At 60.5% G+C, this 19,593-nt stretch carries 17 protein-coding genes and 1 tRNA gene; 6 read left to right on the forward strand and 12 right to left on the reverse strand.

Going from position 1 to position 19,593, the window contains the following annotated elements; genetic code table 11:
* Positions 1-105: 105 nt before the first annotated feature.
* Complete coding sequence (locus BJP08_RS07245; protein WP_071568962.1) at positions 106-660, forward strand: NADPH-dependent FMN reductase; 555 nt, start codon at positions 106-108, stop codon at positions 658-660.
* Positions 661-673: 13 nt separating this feature from the next.
* Here the strand turns inward: BJP08_RS07245 and pth (BJP08_RS07250) are convergent, their stop codons facing one another.
* The 8 genes from pth (BJP08_RS07250) to BJP08_RS07285 form a co-directional block, all read right to left on the reverse strand.
* Positions 674-1,273: an aminoacyl-tRNA hydrolase gene (gene pth, locus BJP08_RS07250; RefSeq protein ID WP_143110061.1), complete on the reverse strand. Its 600-nt coding sequence runs from the start codon at positions 1,271-1,273 to the stop codon at positions 674-676.
* Between the two features lie 66 nt (positions 1,274-1,339).
* Positions 1,340-1,915 (reverse strand): aminoacyl-tRNA hydrolase, encoded by a 576-nt coding sequence (gene pth / locus BJP08_RS07255; RefSeq protein ID WP_071568963.1) that lies wholly within the window; start codon positions 1,913-1,915, stop codon positions 1,340-1,342.
* An 84-nt stretch (positions 1,916-1,999) separates the two neighbouring features.
* On the reverse strand, positions 2,000-2,632 hold the full coding sequence (locus BJP08_RS07260) for a 50S ribosomal protein L25/general stress protein Ctc (RefSeq protein ID WP_071568964.1): 633 nt from the start codon (positions 2,630-2,632) through the stop codon (positions 2,000-2,002).
* Between the two features lie 140 nt (positions 2,633-2,772).
* Positions 2,773-3,837: a histidinol-phosphate transaminase gene (gene hisC, locus BJP08_RS07265; protein WP_071568965.1), complete on the reverse strand. Its 1,065-nt coding sequence runs from the start codon at positions 3,835-3,837 to the stop codon at positions 2,773-2,775.
* 34 nt (positions 3,838-3,871) lie between these two features.
* Positions 3,872-5,230 (reverse strand): amino acid permease, encoded by a 1,359-nt coding sequence (locus tag BJP08_RS07270; RefSeq protein WP_071568966.1) that lies wholly within the window; start codon positions 5,228-5,230, stop codon positions 3,872-3,874.
* A gap of 161 nt (positions 5,231-5,391) precedes the next feature.
* Complete coding sequence (locus BJP08_RS07275) at positions 5,392-6,369, reverse strand: ribose-phosphate diphosphokinase (RefSeq protein WP_071568967.1); 978 nt, start codon at positions 6,367-6,369, stop codon at positions 5,392-5,394.
* Between the two features lie 9 nt (positions 6,370-6,378).
* Positions 6,379-7,818 (reverse strand): bifunctional UDP-N-acetylglucosamine diphosphorylase/glucosamine-1-phosphate N-acetyltransferase GlmU, encoded by a 1,440-nt coding sequence (glmU, locus tag BJP08_RS07280; protein ID WP_071568968.1) that lies wholly within the window; start codon positions 7,816-7,818, stop codon positions 6,379-6,381.
* A gap of 66 nt (positions 7,819-7,884) precedes the next feature.
* A complete protein-coding gene (locus BJP08_RS07285) occupies positions 7,885-9,111 on the reverse strand; it encodes an MFS transporter (protein ID WP_071568969.1) in 1,227 nt (408 codons plus the stop codon).
* Positions 9,112-9,165: 54 nt separating this feature from the next.
* Between BJP08_RS07285 and BJP08_RS07290 the strand changes: the two genes are divergently transcribed.
* The 4 genes from BJP08_RS07290 to BJP08_RS07305 all read left to right on the forward strand — a co-directional run bounded on the left by BJP08_RS07290 (position 9,166) and on the right by BJP08_RS07305 (position 15,359).
* On the forward strand, positions 9,166-10,698 hold the full coding sequence (locus BJP08_RS07290; RefSeq protein WP_071568970.1) for a multicopper oxidase family protein: 1,533 nt from the start codon (positions 9,166-9,168) through the stop codon (positions 10,696-10,698).
* Positions 10,699-10,946: 248 nt separating this feature from the next.
* Positions 10,947-11,579: a TetR/AcrR family transcriptional regulator gene (locus BJP08_RS07295; protein ID WP_071569096.1), complete on the forward strand. Its 633-nt coding sequence runs from the start codon at positions 10,947-10,949 to the stop codon at positions 11,577-11,579.
* Between the two features lie 47 nt (positions 11,580-11,626).
* Positions 11,627-15,211 carry a transcription-repair coupling factor gene (gene mfd / locus BJP08_RS07300; protein ID WP_083428474.1) on the forward strand — a complete coding sequence of 1,195 codons (3,585 nt, stop codon included), beginning with the start codon at positions 11,627-11,629 and terminating at the stop codon, positions 15,209-15,211.
* A 74-nt stretch (positions 15,212-15,285) separates the two neighbouring features.
* Positions 15,286-15,359 (forward strand) — tRNA-Leu (locus BJP08_RS07305).
* A gap of 392 nt (positions 15,360-15,751) precedes the next feature.
* On the opposite strand, the gene BJP08_RS07310 is transcribed toward BJP08_RS07305, so the two are convergent.
* Positions 15,752-16,378, reverse strand: coding sequence for a bifunctional 2-polyprenyl-6-hydroxyphenol methylase/3-demethylubiquinol 3-O-methyltransferase UbiG (locus BJP08_RS07310; protein ID WP_071568972.1), 627 nt, complete (start codon positions 16,376-16,378; stop codon positions 15,752-15,754).
* 478 nt (positions 16,379-16,856) lie between these two features.
* On the opposite strand from BJP08_RS07310, the gene BJP08_RS07320 reads away from it, so the two are divergent.
* Complete coding sequence (locus BJP08_RS07320; RefSeq protein WP_071568974.1) at positions 16,857-17,687, forward strand: Bax inhibitor-1/YccA family protein; 831 nt, start codon at positions 16,857-16,859, stop codon at positions 17,685-17,687.
* A gap of 138 nt (positions 17,688-17,825) precedes the next feature.
* On the opposite strand, the gene BJP08_RS07325 is transcribed toward BJP08_RS07320, so the two are convergent.
* The 3 genes from BJP08_RS07325 to BJP08_RS07335 form a co-directional block, all read right to left on the reverse strand.
* Complete coding sequence (locus BJP08_RS07325; protein WP_255364796.1) at positions 17,826-18,356, reverse strand: hypothetical protein; 531 nt, start codon at positions 18,354-18,356, stop codon at positions 17,826-17,828.
* 52 nt (positions 18,357-18,408) lie between these two features.
* A complete protein-coding gene (greA, locus tag BJP08_RS07330) occupies positions 18,409-18,930 on the reverse strand; it encodes a transcription elongation factor GreA (protein ID WP_071568975.1) in 522 nt (173 codons plus the stop codon).
* 107 nt (positions 18,931-19,037) lie between these two features.
* The gene (locus tag BJP08_RS07335; RefSeq protein WP_071568976.1) at positions 19,038-19,502 is read right to left on the reverse strand and encodes a DUF4307 domain-containing protein; all 465 of its coding nucleotides are present in this window, start codon (positions 19,500-19,502) and stop codon (positions 19,038-19,040) included.
* Between the last annotated feature and the right edge of the window lie 91 nt (positions 19,503-19,593).

Raw genomic sequence — 19,593 nt, forward strand, 5'->3', positions numbered from 1 at the left:
GCGGGGGTGATGGACAACCGGCAGCGGGTAGGGTGAGAAGCGGTGCTATAGTCGCCGAGTTTTGAAAACATTAGGTCTATGTAACGCAAGACTGTGAGGTTTGTGATGAAAGTCGGAATCGTGCTCGGGTCCATTCGCCAAGGTCGCTTCGGCGAGCAAGTTGCGCACTGGGTCGCTGACGCCGCAGCGAACAGTCCCGACGTCACTTACGAGATCCTGGACCTCCAGGAGTTCCAGGTGCCGCTACTCGACACCACCACGCTGCCAGGGGGCGCGAACAAGCAGTACGCCGACGAGCGAGTTGCCGCCTGGTCCCGCGCGGTCGACGGCTGCGATGGCTACATCTTCGTCACCCCCGAGCACAACCACTCCGTGCCTGGTGCGATGAAGAACGCCTACGACAGTCTCAGCGACGAGTGGGCCATGAAGCCGGTGGCATTCGTCGGCTACAGTGCAGACGGCGCGATTCGTGCAGTGGAGCACTGGCGTCAGATCGTCGCGAACTTCTCCATGTTCGACGTTCGCAACCAGGTCGCCCTTTCACTTTTCGACGACGCCACCAACGGCACCCTTACCCCGCGTCCTCAGAAGAACACCGACCTGACGAAGATGCTGAATGCGCTGGAACAGTTCTTGCGTCACCACCACGATTCCCAGTAGGTGCCACCGTGGGCTAGCTGCGCGGGTGGATTTCGTTTTGCGCCTGCGCCAACCCCGATGTGGTGATTACACGGACGGCGTCGGCGGCTAACGCGATTGCTTCGCTGGGTTGAGATGCGAAGTCTGCGAGCACCCAGTCGGGGATAGCGATGCCGCTTGCTTTCGGTGGTCTGCCGATGCCGACGCGCACCCGCACGTAGTCGCGCGTCCCGAGCTCCTGCGACAGAGACTTCAACCCGTTGTGGCCGTTCTCGTTGCCACCCTGCTTCAGGCGCACCTTCCCGGGAGGAAGATCCAGCTCATCGTGGACGATCACGATGCGTTCCGGGGGAAGGTTGTAGCGCGCGGCGAGCGGGGCGATGGCCTTGCCGGACTCGTTCATGTAGGTGTGTGCGCGGGCGTAGGCCACACCATCCTTGACGGCGAAGGAGTATTCGCGGCCGGTGGTGACCGGAAGCCCTTCCGCGAGCGCGTCCACAACGAGGTAGCCGATGTTGTGCCGCGTCTTCTCGTATTGGGTACCTGGGTTGCCCAGCCCAACGACGAGCCAATCGATGTTTTCGGGTTGCTTAGGGACAGAGTTCGTGCGCTTGAGGCGGCGGAAGAAGTTCAACACGGAGGCCAGTCTAAAACAGAGACCCTCGATTCTCACGGCGAAAGCGTGGAGGACAGGGGAGCGTTAACCCTGCGCGTGTGCGATGAACGCGTCGGCCGCATCGGAAACAGCAATCGCGACATCGATCTGTTCTTTCGCCGCGAACTGGCGCAGTACATAGTCCGCGGGCGGCATTTTGCCAGGCGGTCGCCCAATTCCCACCGCGAGCTTGTGGTAGTTCTTTCCGTTCTTCAGCTTCGACAGAGACTGGGTCACCGACTTCAACCCGTTGTGCCCGTGGTCGCCCCCGCCAGTGCGCAGCTTCACCTCTCCCAGCGGTAGGTCCAACTCGTCGTGGACGACGTACAGATCTGCCGGGGAAGCGTCGAAGTAGTCCAGTAGCGCCTTGATGGGGCCTCCGGACACGTTCATGTAGCTCTGCGTACGAGCCAGGACCACCCGACGGTCGGGGAGGAGCCTCCCCGCGGCAAGCTCCGCCACCTGGGTGCTGGTGCGCTTGTGCAGCGCCAACGTCGCCGGTGATATCGTCGCTCGGCCAGCGAGCTCCTCGATAACATGCACGCCAACGTTGTGGCGCGTTCCCTCATATTTCGGGCCAGGATTTCCAAGGCCCACCACGATGATTGGTGAAGCAGTCATTCCCACATCATAAGCACAGACGGCAAAACGCCCCGCTCGCGTGTGGAACGGGGCGTCGAAACGCTATGAAAAGCAGCGGGAGGATTACTCTGCTGCCTCAGTGGACTCAGCGCCAGCCTCAGCGCCGCCCTCTTCAGCTTCCTCAGCTGCAGCCTCGAGAGCCTCGTCAACCTGCTCGTAGGTGAAGTTCACCAGCAGGTGATCCGGAGCGGACACCAGCTCAGCGCCCTCAGGCAGCGTGACGTCGGCGGCGGTGATGAGGTCGCCGATCTCCTTGCCCTCGATGCTGACCTCGATCTCGTCTGGGATGTTCAGAGCGTCGATCTCGATCTCGATCAGGTCGGACTCGACCAGGACGACTGCGTCTGGGTGAGCCTCGCCAACGGTGACAACCGGGACCTCGACGACAACCTTCTCGCCGCGCTTAATGCCGAGCAGGTCAATGTGGTCGATATCGAGGGTGATCACGTTCTGGTCGATGTGCTTGACCATCGCGAGCAGCTTCTCGCCGTCGAGCTCCAGTTCAACAATGGCGTTGACGCCCTCGTTGCGCACGATGGAGGTCATCTCGATGCGGTCAACGGAGAAGTGAACGTTGTCGATGCCAGCTTCGTAGAGAACGCCCGGGATGCGGCCGTCGCGACGCAGGCGACGTGCAGCGCCCTTGCCGAACTCTTCGCGCTTCTGACCTGGGACAACAATTGGGGTAATAGCCATGCTTGTGACTCCTTTTGTACATGGGCCACAAAAAACCTGTGACCACTGAACGGACAAATTGCTCGTCGAGTGATCACAGGCCAAAGTCTGAGATACATATCGCGTCGATAACGGCCAAATCAGCCCTCGCCGAGACCCAGCTAGCTTAGGTTTCGACGTCCACCATTGTCAAGTGCCTGCCAAGCGGAAATGCACGTGTCGGTTTCTGCCTCATTCGTGGCCGTAATGCGGATGCCTTCGTCGAATGCGCGAACAAGCACCCCGTGCGACGCAAGCTGCGCCGCCAGCTCCTGCGGTGACCCGTTGAGGCTTTCAGCAGGCACCCACACGAAGTTCGCCTCAGAGTGCGGTGTGCCATACCCAGAGAAAAAGCCTTCGAGACGCCCGCGCTGCGCACGGGTGCGGGCTACACGCTCGTGGAGCTCGTCGTGCGCCGAAAGGGATGCGAGCGCACCGACCTGCGCTACCGAGCTCACGCTAAACGGGACCGCGACCTTGTTGAGCGCATCGATCGTCTCCTCCTGGCCGAACGCGTAGCCTACGCGCGCCCCGGCCAGCCCGTACGCCTTGGAAAAAGTTCGCAGGCATACAACGTTGGGGTAGACCTGGACTTCATCCACGCCACGTGGAGAGTCTTTGGCGGCGTTGTACTCGAAGTACGCTTCATCCAACGCAACGAGGACGTCATCAGGGACGCGGGCCATAAAATCTGCCCACTCGCGTTCCGTGATGGTGGTGCCCGTTGGGTTATTCGGGTTACATACAAACACCAGGGATGTGCGCGGGGTGATTGCGTCCGCCATCGCAGGCAGGTCCATTCGATGATCTGTGGTCAAGGGCACTGCAACCGGGGTCGCTCCGGCAATCTGAGCGAAAATCGGGTAGGCCTCGAACGAGCGCCACGGGAAGACCACCTCGCTGCCGGGCTGCGACGTCATGGTGACAAGCTGCTGGCACAACGCCGAGGACCCGGTGCCGACAGCGACCTGTGCAGGCCGCACGCCGAGCGATGCAGCGATCGCTTCACGCAGCTGGAGTGCGCCCATGTCCGGGTAGCGGTTTACCGTGCGCAACGACTGGGACATCGCATCCTCTACCGCAGGCAGTGGGCCCTCAGCAATCTCGTTGGAAGAAAGCTTCACCGCGCGTTCGTTCCTTTGCCCAGGGACGTACGACGGAAGGCTATCGAGATCTTTGCGAATCACAATGGATGCTCCTTGACTAGAGAATGAGGAAACGTTAGGCACGCGACTTCGGCTTGAGCGCCCAAATGATTGAAAGCGCGATCACCCAGCCGATCAGGGCGAACAGGCCCGTGCGGTAGTCAGGCAGGAATGCCATCAGGACCAGCACCAAGATGAAGAACCCTGCGCAGATCCAGTTAGCCACCGGGTACCACGGGGCACGGAACGACACATCGGGGTGCGTCTTCCGGAAGTTCAGATGCGCAAAGCACACCGCCGCCCAGGTAATCAGCTCGGAGCCAACAATGATGGCCAACAGAATGGCGAACACGCGACCCTCAAAGAAGTAGTTCATGAACACCACGATGCCCATCAGCGCACCGTTAAACAGTAGCGCGCGAAGCGGTAGCCCCTTCTTCGTCGTCGCAGCGAAGAACGGGGACGCCTGGCCGTTGCGCGCGAGATCGCGCAGCATGCGGCTTCCCGAGTACGTCATCGTGTTACACACGGACGCAACCGCAACCAAGATGACAAGGTTGAGTAGGTGCGCGGCGCCGTCGATACCTACGGAGGAGAGCACCCGGACAAACGGGCTTGCAGAAATATCCTGTTCATCCCACGGCGCGAGGAGCAAGATGACGCTCATGCCACCGATGTAGAAGACGAGAATCCGCCAAATAACAGAGTTCACCGCGCGCGGGATCGTCTTTTCCGGGTGCTCCGTCTCGCCAGCAGCGGTACCGATCGACATGATGCCACCGAACGTAAACGTCACCGCCACCAGGGAGAACAGTACGCCGGACGCGCCGTTCGGGAAGAAGCCACCGTGGACGAACAGGTTCTCGAAGCCGACTGCCGGTTCCGGCCCAAGACCTAGCACCAGCACCACGCCCAAAATGATCATCAAGATCAGCGCGATGACCTTAAACAGTGAGAGCCAGTACTCGGCCTCGGCGAACACACTCACGCGTGCTGCGTTAATCAGCATCACAACGATCAGTGTGACAAGGGCAGTGAGCCAGTGTGGAATGTCCGGGAACCAGAAATCGAGGAAAGTACCCATCGCGGTGAGTTCAATCATGCCCACCACAATGGTGGTAAACCACCAGTTCCACCCCGTGATAAACCCGGCGCGTGGCCCGATGAACTCGCGGGCGTAAGCCGCGAACGAACCCGATACCGGGTGCGCGACTGCCATTTCTCCGAGCATGCGCATCAGTAGATAGACGATGAACCCGACAACCAAAAACGTCAGCAGGACCGCTGGGCCCGCATAGCTAATCGATTCTGCGGAACCAAGAAACAGGCCAGTTCCGATGCAGGAACCGAATGCGATCATTTGCAGCTGACGGTTTTTCACCTTGCGCTGCAGGCCACCATCGCTGGTGGTTTGATGCTGTTCATCGCCGCTCATTGGCGTACTCCTTGCGATAAAGGTTGCCGGATAGCCGGAGGCTCCCTCACACAATAATCAATTGCTTGTGTCAGACAACCGTTGGGTGTGTACAAAGAACCCCCTTGACGCCACTTCGCAGGGAAGCGCGCAAGGGGGAGCACCGAAAACGCGGTGTGGGGTTATGCTTGACCTTCGAAGAGAGTGGTCACCGAACCGTTTTCGAAAATCTCGTGAATTGTCTTCGCCAGCAGCGGAGCGATGGAAAGCACGGTGAGGTTCTTCCAACCCTCGGTGCTCTGCGGAAGCGTATCGGTGGTGATCACTTCCTCGGCGCCGCAGTCGCTGAGACGCTCGCGCGCAGGATCCGAGAACACGCCGTGGGTACACGCGATGACGACCGACTTTGCGCCGGCTTTCTTCAGCACACCCACTGCACCTGCGATGGTGCCGCCGGTGTCAATCATGTCGTCCATCAGGATGCAATCCTTACCGTCGACGTCGCCGACGACGCGGTTGGAAACAACCTTGTTCGCAGCGTCAATGTCGCGGGTCTTGTGCACGAACGCCATCGGGGCATCGCCCAGCATATTGGCCCACTTCTCAGCAGACTTCACGCGACCGGCATCAGGGGAGACCACCACGAGGTTATCCATCGGGTACTTGGACTTGATGTAGTCCACGAGGATCGGCTGTGCGTGCATGTGGTCGACCGGGCCGTCGAAGAAACCCTGGATCTGATCCGTGTGCAGGTCCACGGACACGATGCGGTCCGCACCAGCAGCGGTGAGCAGGTCAGCAACCAGACGAGCGGAGATAGGCTCGCGGCCGCGGTGCTTCTTGTCCTGGCGTGCGTACGGGTAGAATGGCAGAATCGCGGTAATTCGCTTCGCGGAACCACGCTTGAGCGCATCAATCATGATGAGTTGCTCCATCAGCCACTTGTTCAATGGCTGCGCGTGCGACTGCATCACAAAGCAGTCCGAGCCACGCACGGACTCTTCGAAGCGAACAAAGATTTCACCATTCGCAAAATCGCGCGCGGTGGTTGGTACCAACTCGATGTTGAGGGCTTTTGCGACGGCCTCCGCAAGCTCAGGATGAGCGCGCCCAGTAAAGAGCTTGAGGTCTTTTTGGCTTTCCGTGGAATATCCAGTCATGGTGATCCTTTAGTTCTCGCGTGCTTTCTTTGCAGCATTCGCTGCGTCCGTACCCGGGCGGTTAGCCTCAACCCAACCTTCGATGTTGCGCTGATGGCCTTCCTTGATGGCCAGCGCACCCGCCGGCACATCCTTTGTTACCACCGTACCTGCGCCAGTGTACGCGCCATCGCCTACCGTTACTGGCGCTACGAACATCGTGTCTGAGCCGGTGCGGCAGTAGTCGCCGATCGTGGTGTGGTGTTTCTGGACACCGTCGTAGTTCGCAAACACAGAGGAGGCGCCGATGTTGGACTCGCGGCCGACGGTGGCGTCGCCAATGTAGGTCAGGTGTGGCACCTTGGAGCCTTCCCCGATTTTCGCGTTCTTCGCCTCGACGAAGCCGCCGAGCTTGCCATTCGCGCCAAGCTCAGTGCCCGGACGGATGAACGTGAACGGTCCGACGTTCGCGTGAGCGCCGATGACGGAGAGGGAGCCCTGCGTGCGAACAACCTGTGCTCCCTCGCCGACTTCCATATCGGTCAACGTGGTGTCTGGGCCGATCGTGGCGCCGTCACCGATCACCGTCGAGCCCCACAGCTGCGTGTTCGGATGGATGATCACGTCCTGGCCGATCTCGACGTTGACACCGATCCAGGTCGTAGCCGGATCGACGACGGTAGCGCCGGCGCGCATTGCGCGCTCGACCAGGCGACGGTTGAGCTCCTTGCCAGCCTCGGCGAGCTGCACTCGATCGTTCACGCCGGCAAGTTCGCGGGGATCCTTCGCGACGTAGGCGCTGACGGCCTTGCCGTCGCCACGCGCGATGCCGAGTACGTCGGTGATGTAGAGCTCACCCTGCGCGTTGTTGGCGTCGATACGGGTCAGCGCGTCGCGCAGTACGGCAGCGTCGAAGGCGAACACGCCGGAGTTAACCTCGCGGACCTTCTTTTGATCCTCGTTGGCGTCCTTTTCCTCCACGATTTCCAGCACGTTGCCGGAAGCGTCGCGGATGATGCGGCCATAGCCGGTAGGGTTGTCGAACTCGAGCGACAGGACGGTGACGGCGGCGCTGGTGGCTTTGTGGGCGTCGATAAGCTCGGTGATTGTCGATGGCTGCAACAGCGGCACATCACCGTTCGTAACAACGACAGTGCCCTCGAAGTCTGGGATGACCTCGAGCCCGCACTGTACAGCGTGGCCCGTGCCGTTTTGCTCCTCCTGGACTGCCTGCTTGATGCTGCGCCCCATCTCTTCGGCGATAGCATCAACGGCGGGGGAGACTTGGTCACGCTGGTGGCCGACAACCGCGACGAGTTCCTGTGGCCCCACCGCGTTGGCTGCGTGCAGCGAGTGCGCAAGCAGGCTGCGCCCGCCGATCTCGTGCAGTGTCTTCTGGATGCTGGACTTCATGCGCGTGCCCGCACCTGCGGCGAGGACAACGACTGCGCATTCAGGATGATTTACCACTGAACGGGTACTCCTTAATTCATCGGTGAATGAGGTATTAAACCAACTGCACAACAGCATAACGCGCTACGTGCGCGCGTTTGCAGACACATCCTTCAAACCTGCCGCGCGCCACACACCGATCGCACCGACTGCGGCCAAGAACAGCAGCGTCGCCTCAGGGCCGAGGACCGAAACCGCCGAGGAAATAGCGCCGACAATCAGCAGTACGATGCCCATCGCTGTGTTCGCTGCACCCGTGATCATTGTGCGTCGATCGCCTTCGGCCATGTCCACGAGGTAGGTCTTTCGACCCACACGCACCGTGGTGTGTGCCAGGTTGACCAGGAAGAACCCGATCGGCATGACCCAGCGGTTCACATCGGGGGAAAGCCAGTGCGCGGACATCACCAAGAGCACAAGCACGACGGATGCGGCGGCAGCGGCCCACGCCATCGCGTTTTTCGACGACTTATCCGCCCACAAGCCTGAGACCTTTCCGCCGACGAGTGCGGCACCACCCGAGGCCAGGATGAAGCCGCCGAGGGAAGAAAGATTCGTGCCTTCATGCTGGGCGAGCACAACAATGAATGGTGTCGAAAGGGCAGTGACCAGCATGAGTGATCGAACGATAAGGAATTTTTGGAGGTCCTTGTCACCCTTGATGAGGTCCCAGGTTTGGCGGGCCCACCCCTTGTTGGAGGCCTCCGACGGTTCCTCTTCCGGCTCCTTGATGGTGCCGAAGACCAAGGACGCGAACGCCCAGGTCGAGGCACCCACCGCGAGGAGCGTCACGAGCACCCACCGGGGCAGATCATTCGGCAGTATTGCGAACAGCACACCAATAGCGAGGGTGACGGCACCCGACAGCGCGGTCGCTTGTCCCGTGATGAGTCCGCGTCGGCCCTTCGAGATAGTTCGGCCCTGCACATCTTTGCCGGAGATTGAGCACAATGCGCGGAACAGAGACAGCGCCGCGAGCAGAACCACAACCGCAACGCCCAAGGCTGCACCGCTGAGTAGCGCTGCAGAGAGTGCAATGAGCCCAGCTGATGCAGCCTGGCCCCACGAACCAACCAGCCACACCCACTTCCGCGAACGCTGCGAGGTGACCCACGGGCTCAACGCCGCTTGTGGCAGCATCGAGCCTGATTCGCGGATCGGCACCAAGAACGCTGTGAACAGGGCTGGCACTCCAGCGGCTGTGAACAGCCACGGCAACACAGTCTTCGCCGCGACGATTTGGTCACCGATGCCCTGTAGACCGTTGGCCCATACGAATCGGCGTGCGTTGTACTCCTCGTGAGACGTCATACCAAAGATAGTAGGGTCGGCAGCAGACTTTATACATTCGGACGAGGAGAACCAATGGCTTCGGCACGTGCCAACCGCAACGTCATCAGCAGAAGGACATTCTTCAAAGGGGCACTGTTAACGCAGGTAGCAGTGCTGGCAGCGTGCGCCGGGGAAGGTCCGGGTGGGGTGCGCTCCGGGCAGGCGACGCCCGCGGGTGCTGACGCAGAGGCCCGCCCGCTCCCCATCCCGCCGCTGGAACAGGGCACGCTGAACGGCAACACGCGCAGCTTTGAACTCACCGCGCAGCAAGGCGAGTACGAAATCGTACCCGGCACCATGACGAAGACCTGGGGCTTCAACGGTCCCTGGCTTGGACCTACGCTTTACATGCGCCAAGGTGAAACGATCGAGATGAGAGTGAATAACGATCTCGACGAGCCGACGGTGGTCCACTGGCACGGTCTGCACCTGCCAGCGGCGGCCGACGGTGGACCAGCCCTCATCTTCGACCCCGGAACGAGCTGGGAACCGACCTGGCAGGTCGAACAGGCGGCGTCTACCTGCTGGTACCACCCGCACCCGCACGAGATTTCCGCCCTGCACGCCTACCGCGGCCTCGCCGGGGGCATTGTCGTTGCCGACGACGCATCCGACGCGCTCGGCCTGCCACAGGAATACGGTGTCGACGACATCCCCGTCATCATCACCGATGCGAAATTCACCGAGGATGGTCAGCTCGATGAAACCATCGACCCAACCTACGGTCTCCTCGGGACGACGCCGCTGGTGAATGGCATCACGAAGCCGCGCTTTGAGGCGTCGACAAGCCGTGTTCGACTTCGTATCTTCAACGGTGCAACGATGCGTTTCCACCACCTGAGCCTCGGCGTGCCCTTCAACATCATCGCGACAGACCAGGGGCTTCTCGACGCCCCCATCGAAGCCGACGCGGTTCTGCTGAGCCCAGGCGAGCGTGTGGAGATCATTGTCGACCTTGAAGCAGGCAAGGACCTGATGCTGCGTAGCGACGGCGTCCCGAACGGGGGAGGCCTACCTGACGAGGAAGCCGCCAACGGTTTTGGCCTGCAAGACACCTTCGACTTGCTCGAGATCAAAGCCCCGGAAAGCGACACCGCGCTCGACGCATTGCCGGCCCAGCTCATCCCCGTCGTGCGCCCCGATGTTAGCGGCGCACCGGAGCGCGAGTTTCGGCTCAACGGCTTCCAGATCAACGAGCAATCCATGGACATGGAACGCGTCGACTTTGTCATCGACCACAACGGTCCAGAAATCTGGCATGTCACCAACGAGAACTCCGACTGGCCGCACAACTTTCACGTGCACAACGCCAGGTTCCTGGTGGACAAGGTGGACCACGGTGAGGTTGCCTTCACCGAAGGCTGGCATGACACCATCTTTGTACCGCCACTGTCAACCGTCACACTCATCGTGGAGTTCGGTTGGCACCCCGATCCGACTTTGGCGTACATGTACCACTGCCACATGCTCTTCCACGAAGACGAAGGGATGATGGGGCAGTTCGTCATGGTTGAGCCTGGACAGAAGGCGAACCTGCGGCCGATGCCGGAAGGGCACCACCACTAAACAGGGGTGAACGTAGAACAAGCCCCCGCGACCATGCAAAATGCTAGGTGACGGGGGCAATAAAAAGCTTCCCCACCAGGACTCGAACCTAGAATGACGGTACCAAAAACCGTAGTGTTGCCGATTACACCATGGGGAATTACTCGACCTAGTGTAACCGAAACCTCACGAAATGTTAAAAAGCATGATGAGCTGGCAGTTTACGGGCTGTCGGGGTGATGTCCGGGGTGGGTTCTAAGCTAGAACGCATGGCTCGGCAGCGAATGACAAGAACACAGCGCAGGGACCAGTTGCTCGCAATTGGTCGCGCTGCCTTTGCAGAACGCGGATTTGATGGGATCTCCATGGAGGAGATTGCGCTGCGTGCGGATGTGTCGAAGCCTGTCGTGTACGAACACTTCGGGAGTAAGACCGGGCTGTACGACGCCGTAGTGTCGCAGGAGATGGCGCGGTTTGAACGCACGATTGTCGAAGTGATCCAAAACGGGCGTTGGCGAGAACGCATTGATAACGGTGTGCTGGCGCTTCTGACCTACATCGAAGAAGAGACCGATGGGTTCATCATCCTGGTGCACGGTAGGATCTTCGGGCGTGAGCGGACGTACTCAACCGTGTTGAACCGGGTGACCGCGGAGGTGTCCTACCTGCTTGAGCGCGCGTTTGAGCACCGTGGCCTCGATGCTTCGGTGGCGGCGTTGTATGGGCAGGCGTTGGTTGGGACGGTGTCGAATACGGCGTTGTGGTGGTTGGATCAGCGTGGCGTCGATACGCGGTTGGATAAGGCGACGGTGGCGGCGCACATTTCGAACCTGTGCTGGAACGGGTTGAAGGGGTTGGAGGAGCAACCCCGCATTATGACGAACGAAGTGGAGGAACAGTAGTGGAAGAACAGACAGCTCAGGCGCCTGCGTTGGGTGGTTTGCTCACCATGGCGCTCACCGACCCGAAGCTGAAGGGCTTGGTGGGCAACATCGGCGTCGATTCGCTGCATGTGACTGGGATTGACCAGGTTCGTTCGTGGGCTGCGGGCGCGTTGGCCCGCCAGGTTCCAGTGCTGTTGGTGACTGCGACGAGCCACGAGGCGGAGGATCTGACCGCTGAGTTGCAGGCGATGCTTGGTAAGCGCAAGGTCGCGAACTTCCCAGCCTTCGAGACGCTGCCGCACGAGCGGTTGTCGCCAGCACCTGACGTCGTGGGCGCCCGCGCGAAGGTGCTGTGGGAGATGCCTCAGGTCATCGTGGCCTCAGCGCGTGCGTTCTGCCAACCGGTGCTGCCCGCGGTGAAGCCGATCACGGTTCAGGTCGACACTGAGTGGGACTTCACGGAGTTGACCGAACAGGTCGTCAATTTTGCCTACGAGCACGTTGACATGGTGACGAAGCGAGGCGAGTTCGCCACGCGCGGCGGCATTATCGATATCTTTCCAACGACCGCTGAGTACCCAGTGCGCCTCGAGTTCTGGGGCGACGAAGTCACTGACATCCGCAGCTTCGCAGTTGCCGACCAGCGCACCATCGAGGAGCTCACATGCGTTGAGCTCTTCCCGGCGCGCCAGCTCATTATCGACGCCAGCGTCGCCAAACGCGCCGACGAGCTTGCCCGCACGAACCCGTCGAACTCCACGCTCGTGCAGCTGCTGACGCGGATCTCTGAGCACACGCACGCCGATGGGGAAGAAGTGCTCATCCCGGTGCTCAGCGATGCGAAGTACTCGATGCTGCCGGAACTCATGCCGAAGGGCAGTATTGTGCTCGTCTCCGGTCCGGAGAAGGTGCGCACCCGCATCGCGGACCTTGAGGCCACCGACCAGGAGTTCTTGGAAGCCGGGTGGGAAGCCGCGGCGATGGGCGCGGACGGGCCGCTTGCCGTGGAGGGGCTGGACGTATCGGCGTCCTCGTTCCGCTCGTTCGAGTCGCTGGAGGTGTCGGCGCGAAACGCGGGCAACGCGTGGTGGACGTTCGCACCTCCTGGCATGTTTGCTGCCGACGACGCGATGACGCTACCGCTGGAGTTCGAGGCGGCACCGGCGCCGAAGGGGGAGCCGAAGGCGATCGAGCAGCTCTACGCGACGCTCAAGCTGCACGTGCAAACCAACGGCGGCAAGGTGGCGTTCGTGGCGCCCACGAAAGGCACCGTTGAGCGCATGGCGGAGCGACTGAGGGAGCACGGTATTTCGGCACGCATCGCCACTCCGGGCCTTGAGCCCGTCGATGGCGCTGTGACGGTCTACCAGTCCTTGTCACACGCAGGCCTTGTATTCCCAGGTCCGAACCTGGTGGTGGTGACAGAAACTGACGTGACCGGCAACCGCGTCGGCGACATCGCGGGCGCGAAACGGCGTCGCCCGCGCCGCCGGAACCGGGTTGATCCACTCGCACTGACTCCTGGTGATTTCGTGGTGCATGACACGCACGGCATCGGCAAATTCATCAAGATGGCCGAGCGTACGGTCAAGACCGGTGACGAAGACTCCCGACGCGAGTACATCGTCCTGGAATACCAGCCGGCTAAGCGAGGCCAGCCCGGCGACCAGCTCTGGGTGCCGATGGAATCCCTCGACCTGCTGAGCAAGTACACCGGTGGCGAGAAGCCGTCACTGTCCAAGATGGGCGGCTCCGACTGGAAGAACACCAAGCGCAAAGCGCGCGCCGCCGTACGCGAAATCGCCAGCGAGCTCATCGAACTATATGCGAAGCGGCAGGCCGCGCCGGGCCACGCCTTCGGCCCGGATACGCCGTGGCAGCTCGAGATGGAGGACGCGTTTCCGTTCGTGGAAACGGAGGACCAGCTCGCCGCTATCGAGGCTGTCAAGGAGGACATGGAGAAGCCGACGCCGATGGACCGCGTGATCGTCGGCGACGTGGGCTTTGGCAAGACCGAGGTTGCTGTGCGCGCCGCGTTCAAAGCGGTGCAGGACGGGCAGCAGGTCGCGGTGCTTGTACCGACGACCCTGCTTGCCCAGCAGCATTACTCCACGTTCAACGAGCGCATGGACGGCTTCGGGGTCACGGTCCGCGAGCTGTCGCGCTTTACCTCCGCGAAGGAGGCTAAGGAAATCACGGCTGGGTTGGCGGATGGCTCCGTCGATATCGTGATCGGCACGCACCGCCTGCTGCAAACAGGGGTGTTTTGGAAGAAGCTCGGCCTCATCATTGTGGATGAGGAGCAGCGCTTCGGCGTGGAGCACAAGGAACACATCAAGGCCCTCAAGAGCCACGTCGACGTCCTCACCATGACGGCGACGCCGATCCCGCGCACCCTTGAGATGAGCCTGACTGGCATCCGCGAAATGACCTCGATTACGACTCCTCCGGAGGACCGCCACCCGGTGCTGACCTACGTTGGTCCGCAGGAAGAGAAACAGGTCGCAGCAGCTATTCGACGCGAGCTCCTCCGTGACGGCCAGGTGTTTTACATCCACAATCGCGTTTCCGACATTGAGAAGACTGCGCGCACGCTGCGGCAGCTCGTGCCCGAGGCGCGCGTCGTGGTCGCGCACGGCCAGATGGGTGAACAGCAGCTCGAACAAACAGTCCAAGGTTTTTGGAACCGCGAGTTCGACGTTCTTGTTTGTACCACGATCGTCGAAACGGGCTTGGACATCGCCAACGCTAACACCCTGATCGTGGAGAATGCACAGAACATGGGCCTGAGCCAGCTGCACCAGCTTCGCGGGCGTGTTGGGCGTTCCCGCGAACGCGGCTACGCGTACTTCCTGTACCCAAAGGAAAAGACGCTCACCGAAACGTCCTACGACCGCCTTGCGACCATCGCACAACACAACGACCTCGGAGCAGGCATCGCCGTCGCGCAGAAAGACCTGGAGATGCGAGGCGCCGGCAACGTGCTCGGCGCGGAGCAGTCCGGTCACATCGCAGGCGTCGGCTTCGACATGTACGTCAGGTTGGTCGGAGAGGCCGTCGAAACGTACAAGGCGCTCATGAGCGGGAATGTCGTTGACGCGACAGACCAAGGCCCGAAGGAAATCAGAGTGGATCTGCCTGTCGACGCCCACATACCTGAAAGCTACATCAACGCCGAGCGCTTGCGCCTGGACGTGTACCGCAAACTTGCCGAGGCCCGCGATGAGCAGGACCTACGCAAGGTCGCCGAGGAAATGATCGACCGCTTCGGTACGCTTCCGACCGAGGTGCTGCGGCTCTTCGCGGTCGCACGCGTGCGGCACCTCGCCCGAACCGCTGGGATCTCGGACATTTTGACCCAAGGCACGAGGATCAAATTCCACCCTGTGGAGCTGCCCGACTCGAAGCAGGTCAGACTGAAGCGCCTGTACCCCGGCGCGAACTACCGCGCTGCGGCGAAGACACTGCAGGTACCAATGCCGCGCGAAGGCAAAGGCATCAACCAGCCGAATCTGCGCGACATGGAGCTGCTGCAGTGGGTTGCCGACTTCATCGCGGACATCTTCGATGCCGAGAAGATCTCCGTTACCGGTGAGTCCGACGGCGACGGCGACAGGAAAAAGAAGCGCATCATCAGCGTGAGCCAGTAGCGAGTTCTACCGGGCTCTGCCAGGTGGCGCCCATTGGGAGTTTTCCCGGTACTGCCTGTACTATGAGCTCGTGCGCCCCCATAGCCCAATCGGCAGAGGCAGTTGACTTAAAATCAATTCAGTGTGGGTTCGAGTCCCACTGGGGGCACAACGTAACACCCCGCATACCTACAGGTAGCGGGGTGTTCGCTTGCATATTGGCTAGACTGTGGGCCGCCCTTGTTGCCAAAAACTGGGAGGAAACAATGAAACAGTACGCAGCAACGAAAATGATCGGTCACGATACTCGAACAATCTCCACCACAGCATCCACTAGCCGATGAAGCTACGCCTTCGGCAAGCGCGGCGGGGCGCACCGGGGCATAGTCGTTTTCAACGCGCCACTCCATCAACGCCGGACAGAAGGGGGAGGGGATTGCTGGACCACCGAGTACGGCGAGCGCCGAAACGAGCATGGTCCGCGGGCCGATGTCTTGGTGACGAGCCCCCTTACCGTCGAAGCGCGTCAATCTTGTCCAGTAGTTCTGGGCTTATGCCGCACTAGAGCAGGCTGGTCAACGAGCGCGCAGCCTGCTCATCAACCTTCGGCTTTTGTAGAACAGCGACCAAGAACCCGGACTCTGCCGTGAATGGTTCCAAATCCCAGCTCGCAAACTGGTGCTGTGGCTGGAACCCGACCGCGCAGCACATAGTGAGGAAGTCGTTGAACTCCCAGCCGCGTCCGCGCCCGAATCCGACGACGAACCGTCCGCCTGGGCGCAACGCCTGAAAGATGTTTTCGAGTGCTGGCTTACGGCCGTCGACGGCGAGAAAGCCCATGACGTTGCCCGCTGAGACCGCGATATCGATGTCGTGGGCCTCGATCGGGTCGGTGGAGAGGTCGCCAACGGTCCAGGTCGCCTCGGGGAAGTCCTGTTGTGCGTACCCGATCAGTACAGGGTCGATGTCCACACCGAACACAGTGTGTCCGCGCTTCGCCAGGTAGCCGCCAAGGCGACCAGTTCCGCATCCCGCGTCGAGGATACGGGCGTAGCGGGCGGAGAGTGCGTCGATAAGCCGAGCCTCCCCGTCAATGTCCTTGCCCTCCTGCACGAAGTTGCGCCACCGGCGGGCGTAATTCTCGGAGTGATCCGGGTTTGCAGCGACGATTTCTTTCCAAGTTGCCATGCCAAAAACTATAGCTTTGGCTCCCTGGAAGTCACGTCGTCACCGGCGAGGAACCAGTCAAGGTTGGCGTGGGCTTCGCTCTCCTAGTCGTCAACAACTACGTCTCGATGTTCCTTCGCAGTCTTGCGCATCGCCACGTTGAGCTCGTCCATGTTCTCACTAACGTAACAGCCGCTCGGTCGCGAAGAGTGCTCGCGTCGAATGCGGCGGAAAGCATCACCACCGCCAACACTGTGGTCAACGTCGTCGGGATGAGGCGCTGGAAACACCTGACCCAAAAGATCTTCAATTGCAGTGAGATATCCCAGTAGCTCCCACGCATAAGGTTGAACGTGATCAAATACCCCGAGAGCGCGAAGATCACACCCACACCAACCATGCCTCCGCCGAACCCCGGAAGGTTGAGATGGAACTAATCTAAGCGCCAGTGCGTTGGTGTAGATGAACGATTGTTCCCAAAAGAAAGGATCAGGGGTCCGTGAGTAGCAACAACCCTGTATTGAAAACTCTGCCGGGTGTAGATTCCCAACGTGGCACTGGATACCAGGGGTACGGTGCCGCGAACCCGTACGAACAAGCACCGATGGGTGCATCGGCGGGCGCGGTGTCTGAGGACCGCCCAATGACGGTCGACGACGTAGTCACCAAAACCGGTATTACACTCGCCGTCATCGTCGCGTTTGCGGTAATCAACTTTGGTCTTTACGTTGGCGGGCACGGTTCCATCGCCGGCGTTCTTACGCTGGTTGGTGCAGTAGCCGGCTTCATCTTGGTAATGATCCATGCATTCGGCAACAAGTACGGTTCGCCGATTATTACCTTGGCGTACGCTGTTGCTGAAGGCCTGTTCCTCGGCGGGTTTTCATTTGCCATAGCCGGGCGTTTCAGCGTAGCGGGTGCGGACGCCGGTGCGCTGATCTTCCAAGCCATCCTTGGTACGTTCGGTGTGTTCGCGGGCATGCTCGTGGTCTACCGCACGGGTGCGATCCGCGTGACGCCGCGTTTCAACCGAATTCTCACCGCAGCCATTTTCGGTGTGCTGATCCTCGTTGTCGGCAACCTCTTGCTCAGCATCTTTACCGGCATGAACCCGCTTCGCGGTGGTGGCACCATCGCTATCGTATTCAGCCTCGTCTGCATCGTGTTGGGCGCGCTTGCGTTTCTGCAGGACTTTGATGTGGCAGACAAGCTGGTACGCATGGGTGCTCCATCCAAGGCAGCCTGGGGCGTCGCGCTTGGCTTGGCAGTCACCCTGGTGTGGCTCTACACCGAGATCCTGCGACTGCTGTCCTACTTCCAACAGCGTTAGCAAAGACGCACAGCACTACAAACGCCCGGTCTCACAACACGGTGGGACCGGGTTTCGTTTCGCTCATTGAAAAACAACGAAGCCCCGGCCCGACAAAGCAAGACGGAACCGGGGCGCAAGAAGCGGTGGGCGCTGCCGTTAGCGCTCACCCTCCGGGTTGATGGACGTTCCATCAACAGTGATCGTGTTAAACACCAGCACGCCATCGACGATGTCCGGGTTCCCCAGGACAACCTGTACGTCTTCGATCTCGCGGTTCGGGCTAACCGTGGAGCGAGTAGCAGTGCCTTGCGCGAGCTGCTCAGACCAGGTGTCCCACACGATGTCCTGGAGGAAGTCGTTCTGGTCGCTGCAGTTGAGAGTCAGCGAAGCCGGACGCTCAAGGCCGACGCTGCCACAGTTGTTCACCAGTGGGGTCTTGTCGGAGGCGCCCATGGCGGTGACGGTTTCGGTAACTGCTGCCTCAGAGGTGGCACCTGCCGCATCAACTACGTTGGTCGGGGTTGCTTTTGCACGCTTACCAGGAAGCGACGACGGGTCCTGGGTTTGAGCAGTGTCGACTTTCATGTCCGAAGGGTTTTGGTGCGGAGGGTGGCAGGCAGCCAACCCGACCGCACCGATTGCGACCATGCTGGTGAGCACAAGCTTGCGGGAAAAGAACGTATTCACAGGATTTCCTTCAATGTCAGCGATTACGGATAACGCCGGTGGCGGCGGCAGGCTACTTCGCCCGTGGCGTGGAAGCCTTAACAGAATCATACGGCTCGGCGGAGACAATTGTTACCGAAATCTCACGGCCATTTGGAGCGTTGTAAGTGCGGGTTTCGCCCTCGGAAGCACCAACAACAGCCGCGCCGAGCGGGGAGTTTTCCGAGTAAGTCTCTAGGTCCTCGTTGTCCGTGGATGCCGCGCGGGTGCCGATCAGGAACGTTTCCTTATCGTTTTCGTCATTGTTGTAGTAAACGTGCACTACGGAGCCAACGTGGGCGACGCCCTCGACGATGCCGGTGCGTTCCGTCGTGGAGTTCGCGAGCAGCTCGGAAATCTGCTTAATGCGAGCCTCTTCCTGGTCCTGCTGCTCACGAGCAGCGTCGTAACCAGCGTTTTCCTTGAGGTCGCCCTCTTCACGGCGCTCGTTGATTTCGGCTGCGATGACAGGGCGATTGTCGATGAGCTGCTGAAGCTCAGCTTCAAGCTTGGCCTTCATCTCCGGGGTGATGTACTGCTGCTGAGTTTGCGCCATCAGGTAAAAACCTTCCCTATATATGTCAAACGAGCCCGCCGGTCGGCGGGCAACTTTACCAGGCGGATAATAGCACAGCCGTCGCGCAGGTGGTGCACTGGTGAGGTTTAGCGGGCGTCGTAAAAGGTGCTGGTTGGGTCCAAGTAAAAAGGCAGGTTATCCGAGCACCCGTAGACGCGTCCGGAGACAGCAGGCTCGCGCACCGGTAGCTCAACAGCGACGCGCTCGAGTTCCTGTCCACCTGCGGGGAGCACTACTTCGCGACGTCCGACTTCGGCATGCGCGTAGTTCACCGCGGTAAGGATGCAGTAGGAAGGAGTTTCAACGTCTTTGCGGGTTACGTCGATCCACATGCGTGTCGTGGAGTCGTCGACGGCTTCCAACGAGATGAAGTCGGCGGTAACGGTGCGGGATTCCTGCTTCTTGAAGTAATCAAAGACGCTGTAGAGCAAAACAACAACGAGTCCGATGGCGATCAGCGCGACGATCCGGCCGGTGGCGTTGCTGCGTTTCGTGGCCGTCGGGGTGGCGCTGGAGCCGTACCGGGATGTTGGGCGACTGGGGGAAGTCACGGTTACCTACCTCGCTGAATGACTCTAAAGCTGCAATCCGTTCCAATGGTACTAAGATGGCGCGGAGTTACGGAATCAGGCCCCAAATATG

The organism is Corynebacterium sp. NML140438, assembly GCF_001875725.1.
Classification (GTDB): Bacteria; Actinomycetota; Actinomycetes; order Mycobacteriales; family Mycobacteriaceae; genus Corynebacterium.